Here is a 25,335-nt window from a genome sequence, read left to right as displayed (position 1 = left end):
CGGCCGACTTTTGCTCGTTACAGCTGAATCCGCGCCACGCTCTCGTCGGCGCCCTTGTCATCCTTCTCGCCGTTCTTGATGCTCACGAACAACACGTTGTTCTTCGCATCCAGCGCCAGGCTGTTCGGGTGGGTCGGCACCTTGTAGGTCGCCACCTTCTGGTAGCTGTCACTGTTGTACGCGGTCACCGTACCGGCTTCGCGGTTGGTCACGTACAGGCGCTTGCGCGGTGCATCCAGCAGGATGCCCAGCGGGCCGGCATCGGTCGGGATGCTGGCCAGTTCCTTGCCGTTGCTGCGGTCAAGCACCAGCACGCGCTGGCCCGGATGCTTGCTGACCAGGCCGCTGCTCTTGGCCTGGTAGCCACGCAGGAATTCCGAGCCCTGGTCGGTCACGAACAGGCGCTTGCCGGCCGGGTCCAGCGCGATGTTCATCGGCTGCTCGGCGGCGATCCTGTGCTGCGCCACCACCTTGTTCGAATCGGTACCCACCACCACCAGATCGGCCAGCAGGTTGCTGGTGTAGACGCGCTTGTTGGCCGCATCCAGCGCCAGACCCGGCGCCTTGGCATTGCCCAAACCGTCGATGGTGTTGATCACCTTCAGCGTGTTCGTATCGATCACGAACAGCACGCTGCTCACATCCGGCTGGCTGCTGTGGCCGGTCACGTACAGGCGGTTGGCGGCGCTGTCGACCACCAGCTCGCGCAGGTCGTGGGTGTAAGCAGCCTTGCCGTCCTTGCCGGTCTTCTTCTCCATCAGCTGGATGGTGCCGACGGCCTTGTTCTGTGCTGTGTCGACCACGGTCACCGACAGGTCCACGGTGTTGCCCACGTACAGGCGGTTGTGGGCGTCATCCAGCACCACGCCGAACGCCTTGCGCTCCAGCGGGATGCGGGTTTCCACGGCCAACGTGGCCGGGTTCAGGCGCAGCACCTGTGCCGGGCCGGCGTCATCGCCGAAGCCGCCGGACGAGGCCACGAACACGGCGTTCTGCTTCGGGCTGTAGGCCAGCTCGTACAGGCCCTTGGCCACGGCCTGGCGCTGCACGGCGGCGGTGGCACTGGCGGCGGGAGCGTTGTCGGCGAAGGCCGAGGGCGCGCCGAGGCTGAGCGAAACGGCAACGGCCAGGGCGGCCGAGCGGAAGAGAGGATTACGGAACATGCGAGCGTCCTTGAATGGGCACGGGAGGGTGTCCTGGCTCGCTGGGCCGTACTGCGACGGCCCGCCCCGCATCTGTCTGCGCAGGGTGGGCTGGCTGGGGTTGCGGGGGAATGGTAGCAGGTGGGGGGCGTGGCGTGCGTCTGCCTGAGCGTGGCAGACGTTCGACCTTGGAACCGCGTCCGCCGGCTATGCCATCCGTGGGCCGTGGCTCTGTTGCAGTTGCTGCTCTTCCTGCAGGCGCTGCACATCGCGCTGCGGCGGGTTCTGCTGCAACTGAGCGACCCGTTCGAACGAGGCCTCCACCGGTGCCTGCGCTGCAACCTCCGCGGGCATGCTGGCGCGCTGGTGTGCCGGGTCACTGCGGTCCCCCTGCACGATGAACAGCTTCGGTGCGGTATCACCGCGCTGCTCGCCCAGCACCACTTCGTCCACGCGCGAGAACTGCTGCTCCTTCGACAGCGCGAGCAGGCTGGCACTGACATTGCCGTTGCGTGCACCGAAAGCGCCGAGGTCGGCCACCTGCTGGTGGATCTGGTTGAGGCGGGCATGATCGTCGTGCGCCGGGTCTGCGGGCGTGCCGCTTGCCGCGAGTGCACTGTTGCCGCGCCACTGCTCGCCGTTCTCGGTGAACATCCACTCGCGGAACGTCTGCTTCGGCATCGGGTTCCACTGCACCCTGTCCAGCTCGCTGCCCTTCACCTGCTGCGGGATGGCGTTGACCGCGCGGATGTTGTCCAGGACCTTGGTGGCGCCCTCGTAGTTGGTGATCTCCCCGGCCAGCCCGACCGGTCGCAGGCCTGCGTGGTTCAGGGCACCCCATGCGAAATCGGTGCAGGCGTTGGCGAAGAAGTCGTAGTTCATGTCGAAGCCGTGCTTCTTCGGGTCCGCCGAGAACTCGAGGATGCGGTCGTACTGCTCCTTGCTGATCTCGATCGTGCGCTCGAAGCGGGGCTTGTCGTAGACCGACACGTCCATGTCATCGACTTTGCCCCTGTTCGGCTCGTCCTTGGTGCCTGCGTGGGTGAAACCAATGCTCTCCGGCAAGGGTTCACCCGAACGGCGCAGCGACAGGAACATGTGCCCCGCGAACGAAGGCTCCAGCAGGAACCTGTTTCCCTCGGCATCACGGCCGTAGCGCGGCGTGCCGGGGGCCGCCAGATGGATGGTTACGCTGTAGCGTTCGGCTTCGTCCTTGTGCATGTCTACTTTCCTAGTGATTGGTAGCCAATGATCAATTCTGCTTTCAGGCCATCCAGCGGGGGTCGATCCTCCACAAGGTCGACCAGCAGAACGTAGCGCCCGGGTGCAATGCCTCCGACCTGCGCCAGCTGCAGCGTGCGATAGAGCACGTCTTCAGAGTACAACCCGGCCTCGGCCAAGCTGTTGATGTCCACACTCCCCGTCGTCAGGTCTGTGACCACGCCATCATCGGCGATCTTCTGCGAGTCGCGTCCATCGCGGGTACGCTGCCAGAGCTGTACATGACGAGCCGAGCTGCCATCAATCCGCTCCAGGCGCAGCCGCGCTGGCAAACGTCCGAGAGTGATCTTCTCCGAAGCATCCAGCAGCCGCCGCGCGTCGGTATCCTGCAGCCGCAACCCGATGTTCAGAATCGGAATGGCCGGCTTCTGGGGTGCCGGCAAATCAAACGTGACCTCGGCAATCCGACCGGCCTTCTGCAACTGCACGGCCCGCGTGATCGGCACAACCGTGCGGGACTCGGCCTGTGCGCGCGTCAGCAGGGGCGGCGCAACCTCAGGCGCTGGTGACGCACGGCATGCCGCCAGCGCGCCCAGCACCGCCAGTACCACCGCCCCCCGCCGCTGTGGCCGCGTCATTGCTCCTTCAACCGCAGCGAATCGGCCACATCCGTCTTGGCCGCCACTTCAGTGGCGATGCTGGCGCGGCGGTGCCCGGGGTCGTTGCGGTCGCCCTGCACGATGAAGATGCTCTCTGCCGCATGGCTGCTCTTGGTCGGCTGGCTGAGCAGCACGTGGTCCACGCGCGAGAGATTGTTCTGCTTGGCCAGCACCAGCAGGCTGGCGCTGATGCGCTGGCTGGCCGCATCGAACGGGCGGCCATGCGCGGCATCCAGTTCGGCCACTTTCTGGATCAGCTGCGAGAACAGGCGATGGTCGGGATGAGAAGGGTCCAGCAGCGTGCCGGCCACTTCAATCGGCGTCGGCGGCGGCGCATCGCTGGCACGGTCGCCCTGGCGATGATGTTCGGCCTCGCGCTCGGGCATCGCATGGTGGGTTTCGGCATTCAGATCGCTGCCCGGGAACGGCGCAGCAATGCACTGGATTTCCGGCAGGTTGAACAGCACTGCGAACTCGCCCAGGTTGCTGCCGCCATCCAGCGGCGCCGGCAGCGGATGCAGCCCGGCGTAGTGCAGCGCCGCCCAGACGAAATCGCTGCAGCGGTTGATGGTGGCCGGGCGATCAACATCGAATTCGAACTCGGCCGGTTCCTCGGCGAAGTCACGCAGGCAACCGTAATGCTCCTCGGTGATTTCCAGGGTGCGGCTGTAGTACGGGTCCAGATGCTCGTCGGCATCGTCGAGGCGCACCTGCGCGTACTGCACGCCGGTGCGGGTTTCGCCCGGCGCCTGGCGCGGCGGTGCGAAGCCGTAGCTGTGGGCCTCGTCGCCTGCCGCCACCTGCAGGTACATGTGGCCGCGCGGCGAGATTCCCCCACTTTTCAATGGGGTGCCGGGCGCGGCCAGATAAAGAGTTGCCGTGTAGCGTGTTGCCTGCTCCATGCCTGTTCAGCCTTGATGGGTGCTGCGGTCCTGGCTGGATGATGGCATAGGTGGGATGGGGGGCAGGTGGAGGACAAAGCTAAGGCCACGGCTGGCTTGCTGAATGTGTGAACCAGCCAGCAATCCCAAGGGGAAGAAGCTGACTCCTTCGCTACTTGGGCCTGCGCAGGTAGGCAATCAGCAGTTCGGGGTGATACGGATCAAGCTGCGTCAGAGGCGAATGCAGTTGCACTTCAACCCGGTAACGGCCCGGCGACGGATTGCGCGCCCATGCGAAGGCCAGCTGTGCATAGGTGTCGCCGGGTCGTTCCAGCCCAGCATTCTGCAGCGCCAGTACGTCAGCATCGTCCAGCCACGCGCTTGTTACTCGACCATCGGCGGGGATGGGAATCGTCCTGGCAGGTTCCCCAATGATCGATTCCAGCCGGAGCAACGGCACGTCCTTCCATCCACTCGATTCCAGGCGCTGCATGGAAACCTCCGCCTGGAACCCGGACGCCCGAGCATCGGCCAGTGCCCCAAACGCCGTGGTGTTATCCGTGCGGTCAACGCGAATGCCGATCATGAGCGTTGGAGAGGAATTTTTTCTGGGAGCAGCCACATCGAACTCGACCGTCAATGGTGCATCCATTGAGGTAGTCGGCATGGCCCGCACAAGCGGCACCAGATCCGGACGATGGGCCTCTGCTATCGAGCCTGCGTCGCGAGCCGCATCGGGCCGGCACGCGGTAGCCAGAAGAACGAGTAGTCCCGCGAGCATGCATATCCGGCGCTTTCCATGTGGCGTCATCTTCAGTCCTCCGTGCAGGTCGCCAGTGCAGCGCGTGCCTTGCTCATCACATGCTCGCCGCACGAATCTGGATGTCGTGCTGCACCCGCTGATCTTCCAGCTGCTGGTCCATCTGATTGGCAAGCGCACGCTGATGCGCTTCACGGCTGACAGAGTCGAACTGCTGCAGCGACTCTTCCACTGATGTCTGCGCCGCCATCTCGGTCGGCATCGCAGCGCGCTGATGGGCCGGATTGCTTGGCTCACCCTGCACCACGAACAGCATGTGCCCAGCTGGGTGTTCGCGCGTAGCGTTGCTCACCAGCACATGGTCCACCCGATCCAGGTCGTTGTCCTTGGCCAGTACCAGAAGGCTGGCGGTCATTCGCTCGCTGACTTCATCGAAGCTGCGGCCGTGCTTGGCGTCCAGCGCTTCCACGCCCTCGCGGATCTGCTGATACAGCGCGTGATCGGGGTGGCCAGGCTGCGTGGGGTCCTGCAGCGCCCGGTTCGGGGCCGATGCCTCATCCGGTGCGGGTGTGGGCGCGGCCGGCTCAGGGCTTGGCGCTATCGTGGGCTCGTCAGAAACAGTGACAGCCGCAGTGACTGGCTCGTGGTCACCCAACGGAGCCGGTTCGGGCTCCGGCACGTGTTGTGCCACTTCCTGCTCCAAAGGCCACGGATCACGCGCGGGTTCAGCAGGCAGCGGCTCCTTGAAGGGCACCGGCTCGACCTCCTGCACTGCCATGTCCTGCTTTGGAGTGGCAGCAACCGCAGGTGCAGCCATCTGCTCTGGCTCCGTTACCTGCTCTGTGCGCTGCGTGGGCACCGCCTGCGTTGCCGCTGCCAGAGGCGCGGTAGCGTGTGGCGTCGCGCGCTCAAGCACGGCCGGGTGCGCCTGCATAGGCCCGGTGGGCTCCGGCGTCTGTGAGGCGGTAAGGCTTTCGGTGGGCGCCTCGTAGTTTGGATGGGGCTGAGGTTCGGGCTCCGCCTCACGCCGCGGCGGATCGCGCTGCTCGGCGTGCCGCTGAGACTCGGGCTTGTCCTGTGGGGCGGGCGTAGGCGGTGACGTGACCGTTACCGCTGGCGGCGCCGCCACAACCGCCGCAGGCGCGATGGGCTGCGCAGTGGCCGGCTCTTCCGGCCGCACTTCCACGCTCCCATCCTGCTCAGATGACTTATCGCCATGTGCAACCTGCGCGGCCGCTCGTGCAGCCTGTCCTGCATCCACCTGCGCAGCACCCAGCCGATTTGCCTCCTGCAGTGCCTGCCGGTACGCCTCCTGCTCACCCGCCGACAGCGCCGCTATGCGCAGCTCGGGCGAGTCCGGTACCGGCGCCTGCTCATTGGCACGCGTCCGCACCTCTTTCCATGCGGCCTGCAGCTCCAGCGTGCTGGTGGTCGCGACGGCGCGCGCCACACCATCCTGACCCACCTGGTAATGGTTGATGGGCCGGGAGGCGCCCGCGTTGCCCTCGGCTACAGGTCCCAGCTCCTGCAATGTGGGCCCCGTAATGCCGTGCTGCTCGCGCGTGCGCGCCGTGGCCAGCGCAACCGCCTGCTCCCACGCCGGGGTCAGCGCAACGCCCGCAGCGTAGTAGCTGTGGCGCAGCTCGTTCTGGTTCACTTCCGCCGCAGACGGCAATGGCCGCGCGTCCAATGCGGCGATGGTCTGGTTGAACTGATCGAGCGACGGCTGCTGGATGGCTCGGGTCAGCTCCAACTCCAGCGCCATGTTCCCCGGCGCGATCTGGCCAGCATGGCTCCATTGTCCTGCTTCATCGCGCTGGTAGAGCTGGTTGTCCGAGCCCCGGATGGCGTCGGGCCTGGCACGCGCCTGCTCCACCGCTTCCGGCACCAGCGGCACGAAGTCGCTGGCGCGGGTTGCGGCGTAGGTCTCCAGGTAGCTGGCGGCAATCGCGGCCTTGCCGTTGCCGATGTTGTTCTCGATGCGTTGCACCGCCTCGCGATTCAACTCGTTGGTGCGCTCGGGGCTGGCGGTCTGCGTCTCATACACACCCCGGTCGTTGGTACCGGACACGCCAATCTTGACCTGTCGCGTCCACTGCTCGGTCTGCGCATCGCGGTGCCAGTTGGGATTGTCCAGACGGCCCTCGCCGTCCCGCGCCGGGATGCTGAAAGGATCCCGCGGCGGCGGCGCCTTGCCCAGCGCCAGCTCTACCGCTTTTACATGGGCATATGCGCCCAGCTCGCGGGCCTTCTCGTAACTGGCACCCACACTGCGCTCAGCCGGATTGCCCAGGCCGTCGCCTGTGCTGTCCATAACCGCCTGGCGCTGCCAGTTCAGGCCATTGAACTGCCATGTGACATCGGCCTTGTCGGTCTGCCGGTAGACGGCGCGGTTGTCGAGCAGATCTGCGCCCCTGTCGAACGCCTTGCTCATCAGCAGCGCATCGCCCGCGACGATGGCCGCAGGGACGAAGCTGGACGTGCCGATCACCGACGCGGTGGCCATGCCACCGACCCAGCCACCTCCGTTGCGCGCCAAGGCATGGGTGAGCTCGGACTGGGCGGCGGTGCCGTTGCCCTCTTCCAGCAGCTGCGAGGTGCGACGGGCGGTAACTACAGCGTCGGCGCCGGAGGCGAGCAGGCCGCCGGAGCGGATCAGTTGGCTGGTGGAGGCTTCGCCGAGGAGGAGGTCCAGGGTAACTCCGCCGCGTTGCCCGACCGGAGCACGAAGGCGTGAGGCGGCCTCTTCGCCCAGTACGCGCTCAACGGTCAGAATGCTCGACTCAGAAAGAAGAGTCCGCCCTTCATGATGGGCATTGGAAATTGCGAGAGACAATCCGCTTCGTTGAAGCTCAAGATTTCTGCCTTTCGTCAATTTGCTTCCCGTCAGGTCGGCATGTTCAAGCAAAGCAACGATTCGCGACTCGGATTCCGTCACCAGCAGATAGCTGCGGTCTACCGGTCCGAAGCTGGCAAGCGAACCAATCTTCGATGCGTGGAGCTGAGCGTAACTCCGGTTCTCGAGGAAGAACGACTGCGTCACGGGCCGAATGTCATCAGCGCGCATGCCAAGCGGCGCGTTCGTATAAAGGTCTCCATTGACGAGGCCGACCGTCATGGTGTCGCGGAGGTCTTTGACCTGCGCTGCTACGCGCTGGAGTGCCGCTGGATCACCACGCAGCGCTTCCTGTCCGTCTCGGGAAAACTGCAACTGCCTCAGCTCAAAACCGATGCCGTCCTGATAGTCAGCTATCGGACCGCCACTATGCGGCGAGATACGCATTGCCTGCGCAAGCTCCCGATCAGCTGGCATGTAAAGGCGATTCTCAAAGGCATCTTTCTCAATGAGCTTTGCCTTGGCGAGCACCCTGAGCAGCGGATCATTCCTGAAGGTCTGCTGCTCGATTACATGGTGATCCTGCAGGATCGGACGATCAGCCGGCATATCAACACCTCATCCATGAAATCACATATCTGCTTCAGATATCGAATGCGTCCTTGAACCTAAGGCCGCGTGTTTCACCGTCACTTCCGATTCCCGCAGCCCGTATGGCATCTCGGAATATGCGGTCACAGTAGACAAGGTCACCAGAATATGGAGTGCGGAAGACGTGACTATCCGCGATTACATCCCTCTTGAATGCCAGGCTTGCTCCGCCACGAAGGTCGTAGAACTTTCCGCCCGGATAGCCCTCATCAACGATGACCCGGAACTTCGACGCTTCCTCGTCGACGGCATCCAGTTCGCGAGCAACCTCGCACAGGTAGTACGTTGGGCCCTCTGTGCCGTCCGGAAGCACGTAGTCACACTCCACGAACTCAAAGGCAACGGGATCTATTTCGGTGAATGCCTTCTTGAGGCGCTCTGACACCAACCAGTAGCCACTCATTCCTCCTTCGAGGTCCTGCGGTGGATCCCCCAGCTTTGGATCGAGAACCAGGCGCGGTCTCTGCGCCAGATGAGGGAAACCGCCTTCTTCGGGGCGGATGATCAGCCTGGGAGGCGTCAGCAGTGCGTCCTCATTCTCGATCTCAACGCCATGCCCTCTTCCCCTTCGGGTCGTGTCAGGCATGAGCAGATAGAACTCGCCGGGCACAGGCTGATTAGGCTTTGACGAATCCATGCGCTTGTTCCTCCCAAATTTCGTGTTCCAGCCTGGAGACAGAGCGGCGCCCCGGGAAGGCGTTCGCCGCCAGCTATGTGAAGACCTCCAGTGTAGACCGTGAGCCCTCCCGGAGATCATAGCCCGTCGCTTGCGAGAAGGCAGACGATAACGGCAATTTTGACCATCAATGGTTTCTGAGGCAATTAGGAAATCTACGATTTCTCAGCGCGCACCATGCTCCGCATATTTGGAGCGCAGTCGTGCCCTTCTGTCGGCGCCGGGACCGACTCAGCAGTTCACCACATCTTCAAACCAGAGCCCGTTGGATCTCTTGGCCTTGACGATGCCGGCAGCTTCCACCGCATCTTTGAACGTTCGGTCGCAGAATACCCCGCCATGGAACGGCAATCTGAACACGTGAGCCGAACCCAGCACTTCGCGTTTGAACGCCAACCGGACATCACCGGTCAGGCGGCAGTATTTCCCTGCCGTGTACTCATCGCTGATCACGATGTTGAGCTGAGAGGCTTCCTCATCCAAGGCATCCAGCGTGCGGACTACGTCGCAAAGGAAGTAGGTTGGCCCCTTTGAACCGTCTTCCAAGCGGTAGTCGGTATCAGCGAAAACGAACGCGTCAGGGTCAATCTCTTCCATGACCTGGCGCAAACGCTCGGAGACCAGCCAGTAGCCGCTCAACCCGCCTTCCAGGTCCTGTGGAGGGACACCCTGCCGCTCCCGATAGACCAAGCGCGGGGTTTCACGCAGTGGAGGGAAGCCACGGGCTTCGGGCAACAGGATCAGCCGGGGAGTCGCAAGCAACGCTTGCTCGTTATCAAAGACCACTCCGTGGCCCTTCCCTCCTCGGGTAGCATCCGGTCGAAGCTTGAAGAACTCGCCCTTGCGCGGCTGATGGGTGGAGTCCGATCGCATGCTTTTCATCCCACGTTGTTGATGTGAATCGAAGGCGCTCATAAGCTGCTACGCGGACCTTCCACCGCACGAGGCAGTCCTGGTGTTCGGCAGCAACTACGACGTGGAGCCGGACGATGGGCAGCGGCTACAGCCGGGCGTGCCTGACTGAACCGTGCAGCTGTTCAACACGTCGCAACTGGCTTGCCATCAGTTGTCTGCTCCCTAAGGTCAGATCGCCGCAGCGTCCACGAAGGAGATGCCGCTATCCCGAGGATTCGTGGGGAGCCCCGCCGCGCGAACTGCATCAACAAACTCGCGGCTCGCGATCACGAAGGTGCTGAATGGAGTCAGGAAGACATGCGCATCTCGCACCACCTCAGAGCGAATGGCCAGACTCGCCCCGCCTGCAATCGAATAGAACTTTCCGTTGACGAAGTCCTCATCGATCTCGATATCAAGCCTTGAACACTCCTCGTCTATCGCGTCCAGTTCACGCACCACGTCGCACAGGAAACGCCGTGGCATAGGTGTGCCATCGGCCAGGCGGACATCACACTCAACAAAGTCGAACGCATGCGGATCCACGGATTTCATCACCTGCCACAGCCGTTCCGAGACGAGCCAGTACCCGCTGAAGCCGCCCTCCAGGTCACGTGGCTCAGGGCCCTTGGAAGCGTCGAAGACGATGCGTGGCTTCTCGCGAAGCGCCGGGAAACCCCCATTGTCCGGGCGCAGAATGATGCGCGGTGGATCGAGCAACACCGACAGGTTCTCAACCTCGGCGCCCCGGAAAGGACGGCTGCTTTCCAGATCTGGTGAGAACAAGTAGAACTGGCCCGCTTGAGGGCCTTGGGTGGGGCTTCGCTTCATCGCCTGCGTCCCTGGATTCCCTTCAATGATGTCGCTGATGGAGCTTACCCTTCTTGGCTTGGTCGTTTCGAGACAGATGCAATGGGTTCGCGGCTTCCGCTGATGAGCCCCTGTAATGACTGAGAAGCAGCTACTGCCCGTAATCGCATCCTCTGAGATGGCGGCAGACCATCCTCCCCCCACTGGAGGATGCCCATGACCAGGATCGACCCCGCATGGCTCGAAGCCTTCGACAAGGAGCTCCACCACCTGTTCGCCATCGATCACCGCGATGCCGGCATGGATGAGCACCTGCTGGGCTGCTACGCAGACCTCCCTCCACGCGAGGCTGCACTGGCCTTCGGCAGTGACTACGACCTGGAGCGTGACGATGCGCTGTGGCCACGGCCGGGCGCGCCTATGTGATCCGCGCAGAAATCCCGCACGCAGGCATTCAAGGCAGGCGATTCCAGGGGATGGCCGCTATGCTTGTAGCGCACCGGAATGGAAACCACGTATGCCCCGTTTGAACACCGCCCAGGCACTGAACCTCGTTCTGATGCTGCTGGGCGCCACACCTGCCATGGCCATGGCGGCAGACCCGCAGGTTTCCACTGAAGTGTTCGTAGAGGCCGGTGACAACCCCTCCTTCAAGCTGCAGCAGGCGCCCGCCATTGTGTATTCAACGGCCCTCGCCACGCCGCTCGATACCTTCCTGCAGGCTCCCATGGCGGTGCTGCTGGTTGCTCAACTGGATAAGCTGGGCCACGTTTCCAACGTGATGGTGGCGCGGTCCAGCGGACTGCGGGAGCTTGATCGTGCGGCCCTTACCGAAGTGGACCAATGGCGCTTTGATCCGGTCGTGGTTGAGGGTGTCGCGCGGCATGCGCGGGTACGGGTCCGTCTGACCTTCGTGCCCTCGGCCGAGGCGCCGCCCGGCTGAACCGCCGCTCCAATCTGTCGCGATTGACCCTACGCCATAGCCCTGGCTGCGAGCATTCCTGCGCTTGGGGTCAATAGCGCCAAGCCCTTCAAGACCGTTGCAGCGCAATCGCTTGCTGGCTTAACACCGTGTGCGACAATGCCGAAAGCGTCAGGACTGGCGATCATCAGTCCTGTGGTTTCTTGGCATTTGGTTGCTGCACGGGTATCTCTTGGTGTGCCACCGGAAAAGGGTGGCGCGGGACTCGAAAACCCGTCTCTGTACCAGATGTATGCGCTTGCCAGCCGGCGTCACTTTTCTGTGGCGCCGGCTGGCAATCCGTTCGCGTTCCATGGCGGGCGGTGCGTGGGGATCTTCGGATCCGCCGGTCTGGTACATACCGGTTTTCGAGCCCGCACCGTCCGCCACCTTTATTGGTGGCGCTGCTATCTGTCCTGTACGGAGCATTGCCATGAACACATCGGACTTCCGTTCCCTGCACGCGCAGTACGATCCGGACAACGCTGAAGCCGAGCGCGAACCGTCCGTCGATCCCAACGCCTTCGTCGCCACGCTGCACCGCATCGGCACTGGTGCGGCTGCGGACGGCCAGCCTTGGCCGGAGCGTCATCAATTGCCTGGGCGATGTCTTCAACTGGCGGATGCGGATTGCGCGCTGGCCGGGCTGCGTGTAGTGGCGGAACTGATGTTGGCTGCGGAGCGGACTCGGCAGAACGGTGCGCCCGAAGAGTACCTGGGGGATCGGGTTATGGAAGGGTTGAAGATGGCGTGTGTGGCGTTGACCGCGCAGGCTATTGAGCGGTTGCAGGTTCGGGAATAGAGCGTGCTTCGCTATGCACATCGAATGCAACGCACCGGATCGTATGCACGGTCCGAAGCATTCGCCGCTGTCTGATCCCTTTAGCCTCCAACACTGGCCTCATTATGCCGAGCCGGACTTCGCTTGCCCTGACGGCGGCAGCACTCCTGGGATTGATCATTGGCGGGGCGTACGCGCCAGCCACCACAATGTGTCTTGAGAACTACCCAAGACTCACCGACTCGGAGTTTGCCCTGTTTCGGGCCGACGCCGAGAGCTTTGCCGAGGAGTTGGCTTGCCAAGGCATCACCATCGGAAAGCATGATCCCAGTAGACACTTCTTTGATATGAGCCTACGTGGCGATGCCATTCTGTTCGTGGACAACTCTGGACCAAGTCTTCTGATAGCCACCATGTCTACGGTCGCAGGCGATGCAATAGGGCTACAGCGCTGGAAAGATGGATGGGGCTCACCAGAGAGACGCAGAACGAACTTGAGCGCGCCTGAGAAAAGCTGCCCTAGGCCTGCCTCCCATTAGCCCCCATCTGCACCCTGCCCTAGCAGCCAAACGCGTCAATCGATGACACAAGGAACGTGGTTCTGGCTAGAATCCTGGGCACTTAGCTTCTGGGACAGGGATCTAGGATGGAACTCCCATTCGAGGTGGGCGCGCTCTACAACCGTCAAAAGCAGATCCACGGTGTATTTGGCGGGCAACAGCAAGGCGGCATTTCGACACCCAAGGAGCATCCGCTAGTCATCGCGTTCACTGGCGAGGCCGGCGTATCTCATGGCTACCATGATTTCTGGGACGACGACGAAGTCTTTCACTACTTCGGCGAGGGTCAAGTCGGAGACATGAAGTACGTGGCGGGCAACCGAGCGATCGGCGAGCACGTCGAAGATGGCAAGACGCTCATAGTGTTTCAGATGATGGGCAAGGGGCGGCCCTACCGATACCTTGGTAGGTTCATGTGCCAGTCTTCCTACGTTCAACCTGGCACGCTAGATCGAGAAGGGCAGCCAAGGTCTGCGATCGTGTTCCGCTTGAGATCATTGGAAACCTCACTGGGCCTCGCGGCAAGTGAGACCGACCAAGCTGAGATAGGTGCTATCGATGATGCCGGCGCATCCAGCGCGAGACGCGAAACCGAAGTGCGGACGAAGCAACGCCTATTCCGTGAGCGTCTGATTGGCGTTGAGAAGGGTTGCCGACTGACCGGCATTGAGGACCTTAGATTCCTACGCGCGAGCCATATCAAGCCATGGGCTGATAGCACTCATAGCGAGCGCGTCGATGGCGAGAACGGGCTTCTGCTGGCTCCGCACGCGGATCTGCTGTTTGATCGGGGGTGGATTAGCTTTTCGTCGAGCGGTCGAATACTCGTTTCGACAGCCTTGCCTCCTGATGTACAAGATCGCTTCGGCTTAAAGCTGCACGATTGTCTTCGATGTAGTGAATTCACTAATAGGCAACTCCATTTCATGGAATTCCATCGCGACGTTATTTTTGATAAGAAAAGATGAATGGATAGTTTTTATGCCAGCATTGTTAAGAATTTATTCTCCATGCATCAGTATCTGCATGAAAAATAAAATTCAAATGCGTGCCAATTAGCCCTGCGCATCGGACGTAGAGTTCGCCCCCCATCGATCCTCGCCGAAAGCTGCTGCAGTAGACCAATCTCCAAAAAGATCGTGCGGGAATTTGCAAAATCTCTGCCCAACTGCTCGAGCCATAGCCAGATCGAACAATCGAGAATGCGGCAGGTGAAATCTCACTCAGGCCGCACTATTCCTTGATTTCACGTGAACTGACTGCCGGGAGAACAGGACGATCAAAGCTGGCCACTTGGCTGATGCGAACTCACATGACGTTATCATGGGCATCATGGCCCAGATTTCGGGTTTCGGAACTACAATGGACGCGCGTACAGGGCACCAGGACCATGCGGCAGGCGAAGATGCCGCGGGGGATATTAAGGTTTCACTGCCTATAGAAGTAGCGAATGAAAGCCAACGAACTTGAATTGAAAGCCAAGGCCCTCAACACTCTACGAGCCGACCGAAGAATCACAAAGCGATCCGTTATTTCTTCCGAATTACCACTTCCAGAGCGGGGAATTAGGGCTGATCTTGCGATCGCTATGGGAAAGCGGATTATCGGAATTGAAATAAAAAGCAATTTCGACTCTCTGAGGAGACTCGACAGACAACTCGCGGCCTATACCAAGACTTTCGATGAAACAATTCTTCTAATCGGCGAAAAGCATGTAGGGTCGATCGACCTAGCCACGCACAATCACATTCATGTCTGGGCGATAGAGGGAAGCTCTGTAGCAAAATTGAACTCACCAAGAATAACAATGCCACACAGAAAGCCTTCTGTGGAGCGCAGAGAGATGCTCGAACTATTCAATGCCCGGTTCGCGGAAACGAGCGCTATATTCTGGGAAAAAGTATCCGGACGAAAAATAGAGGCCAGCGACATCCCTCTACTGAGCAGGTATCACGAATTAAGGGAGGAGAAAGAGAAGAAAAAAAGAGAACTCATTGAAATTTGGACATCATGGAGCAAAGAGAGAGAATCGGGAGCAAGCTAGATATCTACCCACTCCTCATCAGTATCATAAAGGGCCGAAGGGTCCCCGTAATGAAGCTGCTGATGAATATGAATATTTATTCTTGCAGACGTTGAACGACTAGGCGAAGTTATCCCAGACTCATCGGCGAGGGCCGTTTTTTCAATCATCTGGCACCCCCACAGTTTCAGTTTCCCGTCCCAATAGGCGGAATCCATCAATGCTATCGCCTGGCGCTGATAGGCAGAGAGCCGACTCCCGGAGCCACCATCGTCCCTATAGAAGAACCACTCATCTGATCTTGCGAAATCGATTCGCGGCGCAGGAGCTCCTCCGCCACCCAACTGACGTTCGACTCGCGCGCTCCCTCTATCGCTGAAAATGAGATCTGGAACCCTATTTATCAGCGACTGGTAAACGTTACGCTCAAAGATGGCCTGTCTTTTTATACCGGTAAATGCATCCGGAAAGCTCGAAGCCGAAACCGCAACTCTTGATTTTGGAGCCGCATTAAGAACAGCAAGAGCAAGGGCAGAGATGGAAGACAGCGCTTCCGCGAACTTAGCCCCCTGCTTTCCGTAATCAAGAACAAATATCACACCTTCCCCATCATTTGTTTCAGATGAGGTCAGTCTCGCAATACCCTCTGCTAGAGAATCCAACCCAACATCAATACGGACCAGCATACCCCTACCAAGCCGGTGGAAATACCGAGCCTGTGAAAGATACTCGCGGGGATCTCTGAGCTGCAATGCCGGTATGAACTTTTCATTCCCCTTTTCAGAGAAGAACTTCTGCCAATTCAGAAAACCTTCGGCCGGGTCACGGAGAGCTCTTAGCTCCGAATGGACTTCTCTCTCCTTTCCAGGCTTAAGAACATCAGCATCTGCTACCTCGACGAAGCTTGGTCGATCACCAAATGCAGCCTTGAGTCGGTCAATTGCGCTACTCAGCTTCTCCGCTGCCACCCACGGACGGATCCGAAACAGCGGCAGCATCAAATCCTTGTCCTTCTCAGGAAGCTCCTGCAACGCCATCATCTCAGCCGGCCGGACTTCTAGGATAGGCAAATACTTCATAGAAGCTATCTTCAATCGCGCGCTCACTGGACCCCCTGTCCTTAGCTAAGACCTAAACGTATCCTCATTGCCACTTCAGATACGCCAAACTCCTCTGCCATCTTAGCCACAACCTCATCAGTAGCAACCCCTTTATGGCGAGCATAAGCGAGTTCGACCAGGCGCCTCGGCATGAGAATATCTGCAGCAAGCCTATTGGCCTCCGCTTCACGGGCATCGGAGAGCGATGATCGATATAGCACATCATCAGATATTCCGTCACCAATCTGATCTCGATGAATTAAGTAATGTGCAACCTCATGAGCCACCGTAAATCTCTGGCGACGCGGATTGTCATGCCTATTTACAGAGATTACGAACCCATCTTCGCGCGGCCTAATCTCACCAGAGATTCCAGCCGGGAGAGTGGAAGCCACCAATTTTATTCCGAGACCCTTCGCAATCTCAGATATCTTCACGGGAGCATTCGCAAGATGCATTTCTACAACAGCACGCTCCTCCGGGGAGATTCGTAGAAACTCAGCAGTTAGCATAGTCTTGCTCCCTATCCAACATCTTCGTCAACATGTCTCATATCATCGCGATTTTGATCTAGTAGATTAGTCCAGGCCTCAACGACCCCTGGCTTTTCCCGCGATTCCTGCAAGAACCTGGCAACGAGTTCTTCTAGCACACCACGGCTTGGTCCCTCACGGAGCTCTTCTATTAGGTGTTCCCTAATTACGCCCTCAACTACAGCCCTAGTCTTATCCTCAACACCCCGCCGAAATTGCGTGTAGCCGAGAATCGCCGCCAAACCAAAAATAGTTCCGAATATAGCAACGATTAAGGTGGCCGCCATGAGGAGGGTTGCCGCCAGATCCGGGTAAGTCATTTCTGCAGGGGCAATCGATAATGAATGCCCCTGGAATATCCACACACTCACTCCGCCCAAGACCCCTCCCAGTAGACACCAGAGGACGCTTGCCCGTCCGCGTACCGCATTCGATGCGTTCTTCATCATCGGATCCCTCCTGTGAATGGACATTGTACGAAGCACCGTATCAAAAGCTGCGACGGGCGACTTGTCCCTTTTGGATGCACATATGAGAAGGCGGCCTTACGGCCGCCTTCTGTTAACACTCCGGAGCTTCAGCATCAAACCCCAACAGGATTAGCCTTCTCCGGATCAATCTTGTACTGCTTGATCGCCCGGGCCACATCCTTCGCGGTCATCTTCCCTTCCTTCGCCAGCGCCGCAATCGCAGCATGCGCGATGTAGTAGCGGTCGACCTCAAAGAACCGACGCAGGTTCGCACGCGTATCCGAACGGCCGAAACCATCCGTACCCAGCACGGTGTACGACATCGGCACGAACGCGCGGATCTGGTCCGCATACGCACGCACATAGTCGGTGGCGGCAATCGCCGGGCCCTGGCGGCCTTCCAGCAGCTCGGTCACGTAGGCCTTGCGCTGCTCACCTTCCGGATGCAGGCGGTTGGCTCGTTCCACGTCGAAACCATCGCGACGCAGTTCGTTGAAGCTCGGGCAGCTCCAGATATCGGCGGTCACGCCGAAGTCCTTGTCCAGCAGCTCGGCCGCGGCAATGGCTTCGCGCAGGATGGTGCCCGAACCCAGCAGCTGCACGCGCAGCTCGCCCTTCTTCGGCTTGCCGGCGTCGGTCAGCAGGTACATGCCCTTGACGATGCCTTCGGCCGCACCTTCCGGCATTTCCGGGTGGGTGTAGTTCTCGTTCATCAGGGTGACGTAGTAATACTCGTCCACCTGGTCTTCCATCATGCGCTTGGTGCCGTGCTGCAGAACCACGGTCACTTCGAAGCCGAAGGTCGGGTCGTAGCTGCGCACGTTCGGGATGCCACCGGCCACCAGATGGCTGAAGCCATCTTCGTGCTGCAGGCCTTCACCGTTCAGCGTGGTGCGGCCGGCGGTGCCACCCAGCAGGAAGCCGCGGGTACGCATGTCGGCGGCCTGCCAGGCGATGTCGCCCACGCGCTGGAAGCCGAACATCGAGTAGTAGATGTAGAACGGCAGCATCGGCACGTTGCTGACCGAGTAGCTGGTACCGGCGGCCATCCACGAGCTGATCGCACCCGGCTCGCTGATGCCCTGCTGCAGCACCTGGCCGCTCTGGTCTTCGCGGTAGAACATCAGCTGGTCCGCGTCCACCGGCTTGTACTTCTGGCCGAACGGCGCGTAGATGCCGATCTGGCGGAACAGGCCTTCCATACCGAAGGTACGCGCTTCGTCGGCCACGATCGGCACGATGTGCGGGCCCAGTTCCTTGTCGCGCAGGGTGATGTTCAGGCTCTGCACGAACGCCATGGTGGTGGAGTAGCTGCGCTCGCCGCTGCTCTTCAGCAGGCGCTCGTAGGCTTCCAGCTTCGGGGCAACGAAGGTCTTGTCGGCCTTGCGGCGGCGCTGCGGCAGGTAACCGCCCAGCGCGGCACGGCGTTCCTGCAGGTACTGCACTTCCGGCGAATCCGGGCCCGGGTGGTAGAACGGCACCTGGCCATCGGCCAGCTGCGCGTCGGTCACCGGAATGTTGAAGCGGTCGCGGAAGTGGCGCACCGCTTCGTCGTCCAGCTTCTTGGTCTGGTGGGTCGGGTTCAGCGCTTCACCGGCGCTGCCCATGCCGTAACCCTTCACGGTCTTGGCCAGGATGACGGTCGGCATGCCCTTGGTGTTCACGGCCTGGTGGTAGGCGGCGTACACCTTGTGCGGGTCGTGGCCACCACGGTTCAGGCGCCAGATGTCGTCGTCGCTCAGACCGGCCACCATCGCAGCGGTTTCCGGGTACTTGCCGAAGAAATGCTCGCGGGTATACGCGCCGCCGAAGGCCTTGCAGTTCTGGTATTCGCCGTCGACGGTTTCCATCATCAGCTTCTTCAGGACGCCGTTTGTGTCCTTGGCCAGCAGGGCATCCCAGTAACCGCCCCACAGCAGCTTGATCACGTTCCAGCCGCCGCCACGGAACACGCCTTCCAGTTCCTGGATGATCTTGCCGTTGCCGCGCACCGGGCCGTCCAGGCGCTGCAGGTTGCAGTTCACCACGAAGATCAGGTTGTCCAGGCCTTCACGGCCGGCCAGGGCGATGGCGCCCAGGGTTTCCGGCTCGTCGCTCTCGCCGTCGCCGATGAAGCACCACACCTTGCGGTCGGACTTCTCGATCAGGCCACGGTTTTCCAGGTAGCGCATGAACTGCGCCTGGTAGATGGCAGCCAGCGGGCCCAGGCCCATCGACACGGTCGGGGTCTGCCAGTAGTCCGGCATCAGCCACGGGTGCGGGTACGAGGACAGGCCACCGCCGTCCACTTCCATGCGGAACTTGTCCAGCTGCTCTTCGCTGATGCGGCCTTCCAGGAAGGAACGCGCGTAGATGCCCGGGGCGCTGTGGCCCTGGATGAACAGCAGGTCGCCCGGGTGGTTTTCGCTCGGGGCGCGCCAGAAGTGGTTGAAGCCCACGTCGTACAGGGTGGCACCGGAGGCGAACGAGGCGATGTGACCGCCCAGGTCACCCGGCTTGCGGTTGGCGCGGACCACGGTGGCCATCGCGTTCCAGCGGATGATCGAACGGATGCGCCATTCCAGCTCGGCATTGCCCGGGCTCTTGGCCTCGAGCTGCGGCTCGATGGTGTTGACGTACTCGGTGGTGGGAGAGAACGGCAGGTAGGCGCCCGAACGACGGGTCAGTTCCACCATGCCTTCCAGCAGCTGATGCGCGCGCTCGGAGCCCTCGACATCAATAACGGCCTTCAACGACTCGATCCACTCCTGGGTTTCCACAGGATTCGGGTCGTTGTTCAGCACCTCGTTCAACCAGTTCATTAGCGCTCCCATAACCGCACGCACGCGCGCGACTGTTGTATAGATTTCTAGACCGCAAAGTGTAGCGCACCAAGGGCTTTCGTCACTTGGCTACGCAGGCGTATGGATGCAACCGGCCAGTGTCCGCAAGGGGCTTGCCGGGCCCGCTGACGGCCCTGCGGCGGGCCTTGGCGGCTGCGCGGGCTGTCGCTTGCGGGCCGCTGCGCCCATGTGCAGGACGCAGTGTTACTGCTGCCGGTGACGGTTGTAGGGCAGCGCCATGCCCACCTGTATCGGCTCGGCGTGCTGGCGCTGAACGGGCGACAACGTGTCGCACCTGCCTCTGGATCGCCCCCCGCCCTGCCCTCAGGGTAGGCCTCGAGTGTTGGCCTCGCCCGCTTCGGTCCGCCGTCTGGCCCTGCCTCACTCCCTTCCACAGTGTTGCCCGGGGCGCCTCGCAAGGGGCGCCCCTTTTGCTGTGCGCGGGGCTGGCCGTGGCCCAAAACTGACCTGCTTGTGGCCGGATCGATGATTGTCGTCTTCGATATATCGATATATCGTTTGCGCACTCGTTTACCGATATATCGAAATGAGCCGTACCGCTTCTCCCAGAGCCCGTTCCACCAATCCGGAAGTGCCACGCCGCAACGGCCAGCCGCGGGTGCTCAGCCGCGGCGACCTGCGCCTGCTGGTGCTGGCCCTGATCGGCGAGCAGCCGCGCCACGGCTACGAGCTGATGCAGCTGATCAGCAACCAGTTCATGCAGGCCTACACGCCCAGCGCCGGCACCATGTACCCGCTGCTGGCCAGCTTCGAGCAGGCCGGTTGGATCGAGGCCGAGGAAGTGGACGGCAAGCGGATCTTCCGCATCACCACCGCCGGCGAGTTCGAGCTGAAGGTGCAGCGCACCCAGGTGCGCCTGGCGCAGCGGCGTGCCTTCGACCGCGCCCGCGAGATCACCAAGGCCTCGCTGCCGCCGCCGCTGGCCGGTGCCCTGCGCGAGTTCAAGCGGGCGCTGGTGCATCACCACGGCCGCTGGGCCGAGGGCGAGGCGGAAGAAGTTGCGGCGCTGCTGACGCGGGCATCCGCGCTGCTCAACGGTACGGCCGGTAGCGAGAGCCCACCCATTTCAACGACCCAGCCAGACTGAATCCAGCCAGGTCTCTCCTACGCCGCGCAGCACTGCGCGACACCTTTACAGGTAACCCCATGACCGAACACAACAACACGCGCCTGCGCCTGGATGTGCGCTTCCGTGAACTGACCGTGCTGCGCACCGAAGAGGTCACCCCGCACATGCGCCGCATCGTGCTGGGCGGCGCCGAGCTGGCCGGTTTCGATTCGCCCGGCGCCGACGACCACATCAAGCTGTTCTTCCCCAATGCCAGCGGCGAGATGGTGCTGCCGGTGGTCACTGCCGAAGGCCGCAGCTATCCGGCCGGCAAGGAGCCCTCACCGGCCCGCGACTACACGCCGCGCTGGTGGGACCACGAAACCGGCGAGCTGGCCATCGACTTCGTGCTGCACGACCAGGGCATTGCCGGGCCGTGGGCCGAGCAGGCCAAGGCTGGCGACACGCTGGTGATCGGCGGCCCGCGCGGCTCGTTCGTGGTGGCCGACAGCTACGACGCCTATGTGCTGATTGGCGATGAAACCGCGCTGCCGGCCATCGCCCGCTGGCTGGACGTGCTGCCGGAGGATGCCGAGGTGCAGGCCTTCATCGAAGTGAGCGATGAAGCCGAACGCCAGGACCTGCCGCAGTACGAGAACGTGCGTATCCACTGGCTGGAGCGCAATGGCTTTCCGGCAGCGAGCAGCACGCTGCTGGAAGACATGCTGACCGACTTCGAAGCCCCGGACGGCGATGTCTTCTACTGGATCGCCACCGAATCGCGCCGCGCACGGATGATGCGCAAATTCATCGAAGGCCACCTGGGCGTGCCGCGCGACTGGATCCGCTCGACCGGCTACTGGAAGGCGCACCCGGACGAAACCGACGGCGATTGATCGGGCAGCCGGTGGGTGCGGCCCCTGCTTGGTGGGTGCGGACCGTTGGTCCGCACGCCCTCCGATGGGTAGTGCCGGCCGCTGGCCGGCAACCTCATGAACCTTCGGCAGGAACCTGCAGCTGCCGGCCAGCGGCCGGCACTACCGCGTTGGATGCCACCTGCAGCGCGAAGATCAGCAGCGACAGCAGCCCGAAACCCGCACGTATCGCGCTGCGCGCGATGAGTCGAGCATGGCTCGACTCTACAGGGGCTCCGCCGCCGCTCATGCACCTTCTTGCCTGGCTGGGTAGTGCCGGCCGCTGGCCGGCAACCTCATGAACCTTCGGCATGAACCTGCAGTTGCCGGCCAGCGGCCGGCACTACCGCGTTGGATGCCACCTGCAGCGCGAAGATCAGCAGCGACAGCAGCCCGAAACCCGCACGTATCGCGCTGCGCGCCATGAGTCGAGCATGGCTCGACTCTACAGGGGCTCCGCCGCCGCTCATGCACCTTCTTGCCTGGCTGGGTAGTGCCGGCCGCTGGCCGGCAACCTCATGAACCTTCGGCAGGAACCTGCAGCTGCCGGCCAGCGGCCGGCACTACCGCGCTGGATGCCACCTGCCGCGTCCACCCGAACCGCTGCGCGGCCCAGATCTCCAGCGCCACCAGCAGCGCGATGATCAGCAACGGCAACAGCAGCCCGAAGTACACACCGGGCATCATGCCGTTGATCTGCGCTTTCACCAGCCGCAGCACGCCACGGGTGTGCAGCAGCTCATCGACGTGCATGGTCAGCGCCTCGCGCACAACCTTCGGCTCCAGGCCGATCGTGCCGGCCTTGTCCACCAGCGTGTCTTCCACCATGCCGCGCAGCAGGCCCTCGCGCACCTTGCCGATCACCCAGCCGGTGCCGCGTGCCAACGGGCCGTTGCCAAGACGATCAAGGCCAGGCAGCGGATGTTCGCTGAGGTAGGCCGAAGCGATGGTGTCGGCCACATCGCCCACCGTACCCTGGCTGCGCAATGCCTCGCGCATGCGCGGGTCGTCCAGCGACTCGGTAAAGCCTTCGCTCCAGCCTTCCACCAGGGTCTGCAGGTGCGGCTGGAAATGATCGAGCTGCTTGAACAGCGCGCGATGCGCACCGGCGGTGAAGCCCAGCTGCAGGCCGAAGAAGGCGGTGGCCAGCGGCAGCAGCACCACGTAGCTGGCCAGCAGCCAGTGATGCCAGCGCTTGCGCCGCTGCAACCAACCCCGGCGGTGCAGCCAGCGCCAGGCAAAGATGCCTAGCACCAGGCCAAGCAGCGTACCGAGCACGCTGCCGCCCAGCAGATCGAGCACGCTCAGGCCCGTCCAGAATTCGTTCAACCAGTACTGCGTGTCCTGCATGGGTCTTCCTTCCGTGGATGCGGCTGCGCCTGAAATGCCAGCCAGGTAGAGTCGACTGTTAGTCGCGCGCAGCGCGGGGGTTTCCGGCATCGCGCCAAGAGCAGTCGACTGACAGTCGACTCTACCAAAGCGAAAGCCTGCCGGCCCGGAGCACGCCAAGCAATGCGACAATCGCGCTCCTTTCCTGCAGCAACGAGGCCCACATGGCCAAACTGACCCTGGCCAGCGTGGATGCGCTGCGTACCCGCTTTGCCGATGACACCGCCTGCGATGCGGCCCTGGCCGCCTTCGCCGCCCCGGCCGCCCTGCGCGTACCGCTGCGTGAGCTGGTGGAAGCACAACACCGCTACCTGCAGGCCGAATTCGAAGTGGCGCAGGTGGCCGACGTGCTGCGCCGCGACCAGAAGTACGCGCCGGTCGGTCGGCCTTCGATCAACATCGTGCAGCTGCGCAAGCAGCAGGCCGCGACCAAGCAGGCGGCGCTGATCGCACGCCAGGTGGTCGCGCAGGCCGCGCAGACCTTCGTGCGGGTGAGCGGGCTGGCGGTGAAGGCCAAGCAGAGCCCGAGCGAGGCGTGCGTGGCATGGTTGGGCGCGTTGCGCTGAACACGCGTACCCGGTAGTGGCCAACCTTGGTTGGCCTGCGAAATGCTCGTGTGCCAACCAAGGTTGGCACCTTCCAAAGCACTCTCCGGCCCTGCACGAACCGGTAGTGGCCAACCTTGGTTGGCCCGCGAAATGCTCGTGTGCCAACCAAGGTTGGCACCTACCAAAGCACTCTCCGGCCCTGCATGAACCGGTAGTGGCCAACCTTGGTTGGCCTGCGAAATGCTCGTGCGCCAACCAAGGTTGGCATCTACCAAAGCACTCTCCGGCCCTGCATGAACCGGTAGTGGCCAACCTTGGTTGGCCCGCGAAGTGCTCGTGCGCCAACCAAGGTTGGCATCTACCAAAGCACTCTCCGGCCCTGCATGAACCGGTAGTGGCCAACCTTGGTTGGCCCGCGAAGTGCTCGTGCGCCAACCAAGGTTGGCATCTACCAAAGCACTCTTCCGCCCTGCATGAACCGGTAGTGGCCAACCTCGGTTTGCCTGCGAAATGCTCGTGTGCCAACCAAGGTTGGCACCTTCCAAAGCACTCTCCGGCCCTGCATGAACCGGTAGTGGCCAACCTTGGTTGGCCCGCGAAGTGCTCGTGCGCCAACCAAGGTTGGCATCTACCAAAGCACTCTCCGGCCCTGCATGAACCGGTAGTGGCCAACCTTGGTTGGCCCGCGGAGTGCTCGTGCGCCAACCAAGGTTGGCACCTACCAAAGCACTCTCCCGCCCTGCATGAACCGGTAGTGGCCAACCTCGGTTGGCCTGCGGAGTGCTCGTGTGCCAACCAAGGTTGGCATCTACCAAGGCGTCCCCCACGCCCCAAAAAGAAGGCCCGCTTTTCAGCGGGCCTTCTGCCTTCTCACGACGAGTGAGTGGGGTGCATCAAGCCGCCGGCTTTTCGCCGGTGGCTTCGGTGGTGATGCGGATCTTCACTTCATCGCTGACGTTCGGAGCATAGGCGCCGACGCCGAAATCGCTGCGCTTCAGGGTGGTGGTGGCATCGAAGCCGGCGGCCGGAACCTTGGCCATCGGATGCTCGCCGCCGCCGTTGACGGTCACGTCCAGGGTGACCGGCTTGGTGATGCCCTTGATGGTCAGGTCACCGGTGACGGTCAGCTTGTTGGTGCCAGCGGCTTCCACCTTGGTGCTCTTGAAGGTGGCATCGGCGAACTTGGAGGCGTCGAAGAAGTCGGCGCTCTTCAGGTGCTCGTCGAACTTGGCGGTGAAGCTGTTCAGGCCGCTCAGCGGCAGCTTCACTTCCACGGTGGACTTGGTCACGTCTTCGGCGTTGTACACCAGGGTGCCTTCAACGTTGCCGAAGTGCGCGCTGGGGTTGGAGAAGCCGAAGTGGCTCCACTGGGCCAGCACGTCGGTGTGGGTCGGGTCCAGCTTGTAGGTGCCCGAGGCGATCTGGATCGCTTCGGCGGCCGGCGCGGCGGCAGCGGCATCGGCAGCCGGGGTGGCGGCCTGTTCGGTGGTGGCCGGGGCGGCGGCGTCAGCAGCCGGGGCAGCGGTATCGGCCGGCTTGGAGCAGGCGGCGATGGCCAGGGTCAGGGCCAGCGGCAGCAGCAGTTTACGGGTGGCGCTCATCTGAGGAACTCTCCGGATCGTAGGGTGGGTACAC

25 protein-coding genes are annotated in these 25,335 nt (G+C 62.0%); 8 read left to right on the top strand and 17 right to left on the bottom strand.

Annotated elements, in window-relative coordinates; genetic code table 11:
- Nucleotides 1–17 precede the first annotated feature (17 nt).
- The 9 genes from ACZK13_RS01935 to ACZK13_RS01895 form a co-directional block, all read right to left on the bottom strand.
- A complete protein-coding gene (locus tag ACZK13_RS01935; protein ID WP_180838289.1) occupies nt 18–1,163 on the bottom strand; it encodes a YncE family protein in 1,146 nt (381 codons plus the stop codon).
- Nucleotides 1,164–1,349: 186 nt separating this feature from the next.
- Complete coding sequence (locus tag ACZK13_RS01930; protein ID WP_180838288.1) at nt 1,350–2,363, bottom strand: XVIPCD domain-containing protein; 1,014 nt, start codon at nt 2,361–2,363, stop codon at nt 1,350–1,352.
- A gap of 2 nt (nt 2,364–2,365) precedes the next feature.
- Nucleotides 2,366–3,001 carry a hypothetical protein gene (locus ACZK13_RS01925; protein ID WP_180838287.1) on the bottom strand — a complete coding sequence of 212 codons (636 nt, stop codon included), beginning with the start codon at nt 2,999–3,001 and terminating at the stop codon, nt 2,366–2,368.
- The gene (locus tag ACZK13_RS01920; RefSeq protein ID WP_180838286.1) at nt 2,998–3,924 is read right to left on the bottom strand and encodes an XVIPCD domain-containing protein; all 927 of its coding nucleotides are present in this window, start codon (nt 3,922–3,924) and stop codon (nt 2,998–3,000) included. The genes ACZK13_RS01925 and ACZK13_RS01920 overlap by 4 nt, the downstream gene beginning before the upstream one ends.
- 151 nt (nt 3,925–4,075) lie before the next feature.
- Nucleotides 4,076–4,543 (bottom strand): hypothetical protein, encoded by a 468-nt coding sequence (locus ACZK13_RS01915; protein ID WP_478482212.1) that lies wholly within the window; start codon nt 4,541–4,543, stop codon nt 4,076–4,078.
- Between the two features lie 217 nt (nt 4,544–4,760).
- Nucleotides 4,761–8,108: an XVIPCD domain-containing protein gene (locus ACZK13_RS01910; RefSeq protein WP_478482210.1), complete on the bottom strand. Its 3,348-nt coding sequence runs from the start codon at nt 8,106–8,108 to the stop codon at nt 4,761–4,763.
- A 34-nt stretch (nt 8,109–8,142) separates the two neighbouring features.
- Nucleotides 8,143–8,787 carry a DUF1629 domain-containing protein gene (locus ACZK13_RS01905; protein WP_478482208.1) on the bottom strand — a complete coding sequence of 215 codons (645 nt, stop codon included), beginning with the start codon at nt 8,785–8,787 and terminating at the stop codon, nt 8,143–8,145.
- 270 nt (nt 8,788–9,057) lie between these two features.
- Entirely contained in the window at nt 9,058–9,699 is a 642-nt protein-coding gene (locus ACZK13_RS01900; RefSeq protein ID WP_478482505.1) for a DUF1629 domain-containing protein, read from the bottom strand.
- A gap of 210 nt (nt 9,700–9,909) precedes the next feature.
- Nucleotides 9,910–10,551, bottom strand: coding sequence for a DUF1629 domain-containing protein (locus ACZK13_RS01895; protein ID WP_478482206.1), 642 nt, complete (start codon nt 10,549–10,551; stop codon nt 9,910–9,912).
- Between the two features lie 195 nt (nt 10,552–10,746).
- Between ACZK13_RS01895 and ACZK13_RS01890 the strand changes: the two genes are divergently transcribed.
- From ACZK13_RS01890 to ACZK13_RS01870, 5 genes are all read left to right on the top strand, one after another.
- Nucleotides 10,747–10,956 (top strand): hypothetical protein, encoded by a 210-nt coding sequence (locus ACZK13_RS01890; protein WP_478482204.1) that lies wholly within the window; start codon nt 10,747–10,749, stop codon nt 10,954–10,956.
- 91 nt (nt 10,957–11,047) lie between these two features.
- On the top strand, nt 11,048–11,473 hold the full coding sequence (locus tag ACZK13_RS01885; RefSeq protein ID WP_478482203.1) for a TonB family protein: 426 nt from the start codon (nt 11,048–11,050) through the stop codon (nt 11,471–11,473).
- A 451-nt stretch (nt 11,474–11,924) separates the two neighbouring features.
- Nucleotides 11,925–12,293 (top strand): hypothetical protein, encoded by a 369-nt coding sequence (locus ACZK13_RS01880; RefSeq protein WP_478482201.1) that lies wholly within the window; start codon nt 11,925–11,927, stop codon nt 12,291–12,293.
- 625 nt (nt 12,294–12,918) lie between these two features.
- A complete protein-coding gene (locus ACZK13_RS01875) occupies nt 12,919–13,800 on the top strand; it encodes an HNH endonuclease (protein ID WP_478482199.1) in 882 nt (293 codons plus the stop codon).
- 482 nt (nt 13,801–14,282) lie between these two features.
- Nucleotides 14,283–14,876, top strand: coding sequence for a sce7726 family protein (locus tag ACZK13_RS01870; RefSeq protein WP_478482197.1), 594 nt, complete (start codon nt 14,283–14,285; stop codon nt 14,874–14,876).
- Here the strand turns inward: ACZK13_RS01870 and ACZK13_RS01865 are convergent.
- From ACZK13_RS01865 to aceE, 4 genes are all read right to left on the bottom strand, one after another.
- Nucleotides 14,873–15,934, bottom strand: coding sequence for a beta family protein (locus tag ACZK13_RS01865; RefSeq protein ID WP_478482196.1), 1,062 nt, complete (start codon nt 15,932–15,934; stop codon nt 14,873–14,875). The two genes, ACZK13_RS01870 and ACZK13_RS01865, sit on opposite strands and share 4 nt — an antisense overlap.
- A 41-nt stretch (nt 15,935–15,975) precedes the next feature.
- Nucleotides 15,976–16,467: an ImmA/IrrE family metallo-endopeptidase gene (locus ACZK13_RS01860; RefSeq protein ID WP_164688841.1), complete on the bottom strand. Its 492-nt coding sequence runs from the start codon at nt 16,465–16,467 to the stop codon at nt 15,976–15,978.
- Nucleotides 16,468–16,478: 11 nt separating this feature from the next.
- Nucleotides 16,479–16,937: a hypothetical protein gene (locus tag ACZK13_RS01855; RefSeq protein ID WP_164688840.1), complete on the bottom strand. Its 459-nt coding sequence runs from the start codon at nt 16,935–16,937 to the stop codon at nt 16,479–16,481.
- Nucleotides 16,938–17,071: 134 nt separating this feature from the next.
- Complete coding sequence (gene aceE, locus ACZK13_RS01850) at nt 17,072–19,759, bottom strand: pyruvate dehydrogenase (acetyl-transferring), homodimeric type (RefSeq protein ID WP_014035776.1); 2,688 nt, start codon at nt 19,757–19,759, stop codon at nt 17,072–17,074.
- A gap of 568 nt (nt 19,760–20,327) precedes the next feature.
- Here aceE and ACZK13_RS01845 point away from each other — a divergent pair.
- On the top strand, nt 20,328–20,888 hold the full coding sequence (locus ACZK13_RS01845) for a PadR family transcriptional regulator (RefSeq protein ID WP_100438301.1): 561 nt from the start codon (nt 20,328–20,330) through the stop codon (nt 20,886–20,888).
- Nucleotides 20,889–20,947: 59 nt separating this feature from the next.
- On the top strand, nt 20,948–21,745 hold the full coding sequence (locus ACZK13_RS01840) for a siderophore-interacting protein (RefSeq protein ID WP_004139602.1): 798 nt from the start codon (nt 20,948–20,950) through the stop codon (nt 21,743–21,745).
- Nucleotides 21,746–21,839: 94 nt separating this feature from the next.
- Here the strand turns inward: ACZK13_RS01840 and ACZK13_RS01835 are convergent, their stop codons facing one another.
- From ACZK13_RS01835 to ACZK13_RS01825, 3 genes are all read right to left on the bottom strand, one after another.
- On the bottom strand, nt 21,840–22,013 hold the full coding sequence (locus tag ACZK13_RS01835; protein ID WP_478482194.1) for a hypothetical protein: 174 nt from the start codon (nt 22,011–22,013) through the stop codon (nt 21,840–21,842).
- Between the two features lie 46 nt (nt 22,014–22,059).
- Nucleotides 22,060–22,188, bottom strand: a complete 129-nt coding sequence (locus ACZK13_RS01830; RefSeq protein ID WP_478482192.1) for a hypothetical protein — start codon at nt 22,186–22,188, stop codon at nt 22,060–22,062.
- A 91-nt stretch (nt 22,189–22,279) separates the two neighbouring features.
- Entirely contained in the window at nt 22,280–23,113 is an 834-nt protein-coding gene (locus ACZK13_RS01825) for a hypothetical protein (protein ID WP_478482191.1), read from the bottom strand.
- A gap of 203 nt (nt 23,114–23,316) precedes the next feature.
- On the opposite strand from ACZK13_RS01825, the gene ACZK13_RS01820 reads away from it, so the two are divergent.
- Nucleotides 23,317–23,718 carry a hypothetical protein gene (locus ACZK13_RS01820; RefSeq protein ID WP_478482190.1) on the top strand — a complete coding sequence of 134 codons (402 nt, stop codon included), beginning with the start codon at nt 23,317–23,319 and terminating at the stop codon, nt 23,716–23,718.
- Nucleotides 23,719–24,593: 875 nt separating this feature from the next.
- Here ACZK13_RS01820 and ACZK13_RS01815 read toward each other — a convergent pair.
- The gene (locus tag ACZK13_RS01815; RefSeq protein ID WP_080291836.1) at nt 24,594–25,301 is read right to left on the bottom strand and encodes a YceI family protein; all 708 of its coding nucleotides are present in this window, start codon (nt 25,299–25,301) and stop codon (nt 24,594–24,596) included.
- Nucleotides 25,302–25,335 lie beyond the last annotated feature (34 nt).

This window comes from Stenotrophomonas sp. 99219_Sma (assembly GCF_056480785.1).
This window is presented reverse-complemented; position numbering and strand designations above follow the sequence as displayed.

Bases quoted from the DNA above. Each gene is read 5' to 3' on its own strand.
- ACZK13_RS01935 (WP_180838289.1), bottom strand. From the start codon at position 1,163: ATGTTCCGTAATCCTCTCTTCCGCTCGGCCGCCCTGGCCGTTGCCGTT.
- ACZK13_RS01930 (WP_180838288.1), bottom strand. From the start codon at position 2,363: ATGCACAAGGACGAAGCCGAACGCTACAGCGTAACCATCCATCTGGCG.
- ACZK13_RS01925 (WP_180838287.1), bottom strand. From the start codon at position 3,001: ATGACGCGGCCACAGCGGCGGGGGGCGGTGGTACTGGCGGTGCTGGGC.
- ACZK13_RS01920 (WP_180838286.1), bottom strand. From the start codon at position 3,924: ATGGAGCAGGCAACACGCTACACGGCAACTCTTTATCTGGCCGCGCCC.
- ACZK13_RS01910 (WP_478482210.1), bottom strand. From the start codon at position 8,108: ATGCCGGCTGATCGTCCGATCCTGCAGGATCACCATGTAATCGAGCAG.
- ACZK13_RS01905 (WP_478482208.1), bottom strand. From the start codon at position 8,787: ATGGATTCGTCAAAGCCTAATCAGCCTGTGCCCGGCGAGTTCTATCTG.
- ACZK13_RS01900 (WP_478482505.1), bottom strand. From the start codon at position 9,699: ATGCGATCGGACTCCACCCATCAGCCGCGCAAGGGCGAGTTCTTCAAG.
- ACZK13_RS01895 (WP_478482206.1), bottom strand. From the start codon at position 10,551: ATGAAGCGAAGCCCCACCCAAGGCCCTCAAGCGGGCCAGTTCTACTTG.
- ACZK13_RS01890 (WP_478482204.1), top strand. From the start codon at position 10,747: ATGACCAGGATCGACCCCGCATGGCTCGAAGCCTTCGACAAGGAGCTC.
- ACZK13_RS01885 (WP_478482203.1), top strand. From the start codon at position 11,048: ATGCCCCGTTTGAACACCGCCCAGGCACTGAACCTCGTTCTGATGCTG.
- ACZK13_RS01880 (WP_478482201.1), top strand. From the start codon at position 11,925: ATGAACACATCGGACTTCCGTTCCCTGCACGCGCAGTACGATCCGGAC.
- ACZK13_RS01875 (WP_478482199.1), top strand. From the start codon at position 12,919: ATGGAACTCCCATTCGAGGTGGGCGCGCTCTACAACCGTCAAAAGCAG.
- ACZK13_RS01870 (WP_478482197.1), top strand. From the start codon at position 14,283: ATGAAAGCCAACGAACTTGAATTGAAAGCCAAGGCCCTCAACACTCTA.
- ACZK13_RS01865 (WP_478482196.1), bottom strand. From the start codon at position 15,934: ATGAAGTATTTGCCTATCCTAGAAGTCCGGCCGGCTGAGATGATGGCG.
- ACZK13_RS01860 (WP_164688841.1), bottom strand. From the start codon at position 16,467: ATGCTAACTGCTGAGTTTCTACGAATCTCCCCGGAGGAGCGTGCTGTT.
- ACZK13_RS01855 (WP_164688840.1), bottom strand. From the start codon at position 16,937: ATGATGAAGAACGCATCGAATGCGGTACGCGGACGGGCAAGCGTCCTC.
- aceE (WP_014035776.1), bottom strand. From the start codon at position 19,759: ATGAACTGGTTGAACGAGGTGCTGAACAACGACCCGAATCCTGTGGAA.
- ACZK13_RS01845 (WP_100438301.1), top strand. From the start codon at position 20,328: ATGAGCCGTACCGCTTCTCCCAGAGCCCGTTCCACCAATCCGGAAGTG.
- ACZK13_RS01840 (WP_004139602.1), top strand. From the start codon at position 20,948: ATGACCGAACACAACAACACGCGCCTGCGCCTGGATGTGCGCTTCCGT.
- ACZK13_RS01835 (WP_478482194.1), bottom strand. From the start codon at position 22,013: ATGAGCGGCGGCGGAGCCCCTGTAGAGTCGAGCCATGCTCGACTCATC.
- ACZK13_RS01830 (WP_478482192.1), bottom strand. From the start codon at position 22,188: ATGGCGCGCAGCGCGATACGTGCGGGTTTCGGGCTGCTGTCGCTGCTG.
- ACZK13_RS01825 (WP_478482191.1), bottom strand. From the start codon at position 23,113: ATGCAGGACACGCAGTACTGGTTGAACGAATTCTGGACGGGCCTGAGC.
- ACZK13_RS01820 (WP_478482190.1), top strand. From the start codon at position 23,317: ATGGCCAAACTGACCCTGGCCAGCGTGGATGCGCTGCGTACCCGCTTT.
- ACZK13_RS01815 (WP_080291836.1), bottom strand. From the start codon at position 25,301: ATGAGCGCCACCCGTAAACTGCTGCTGCCGCTGGCCCTGACCCTGGCC.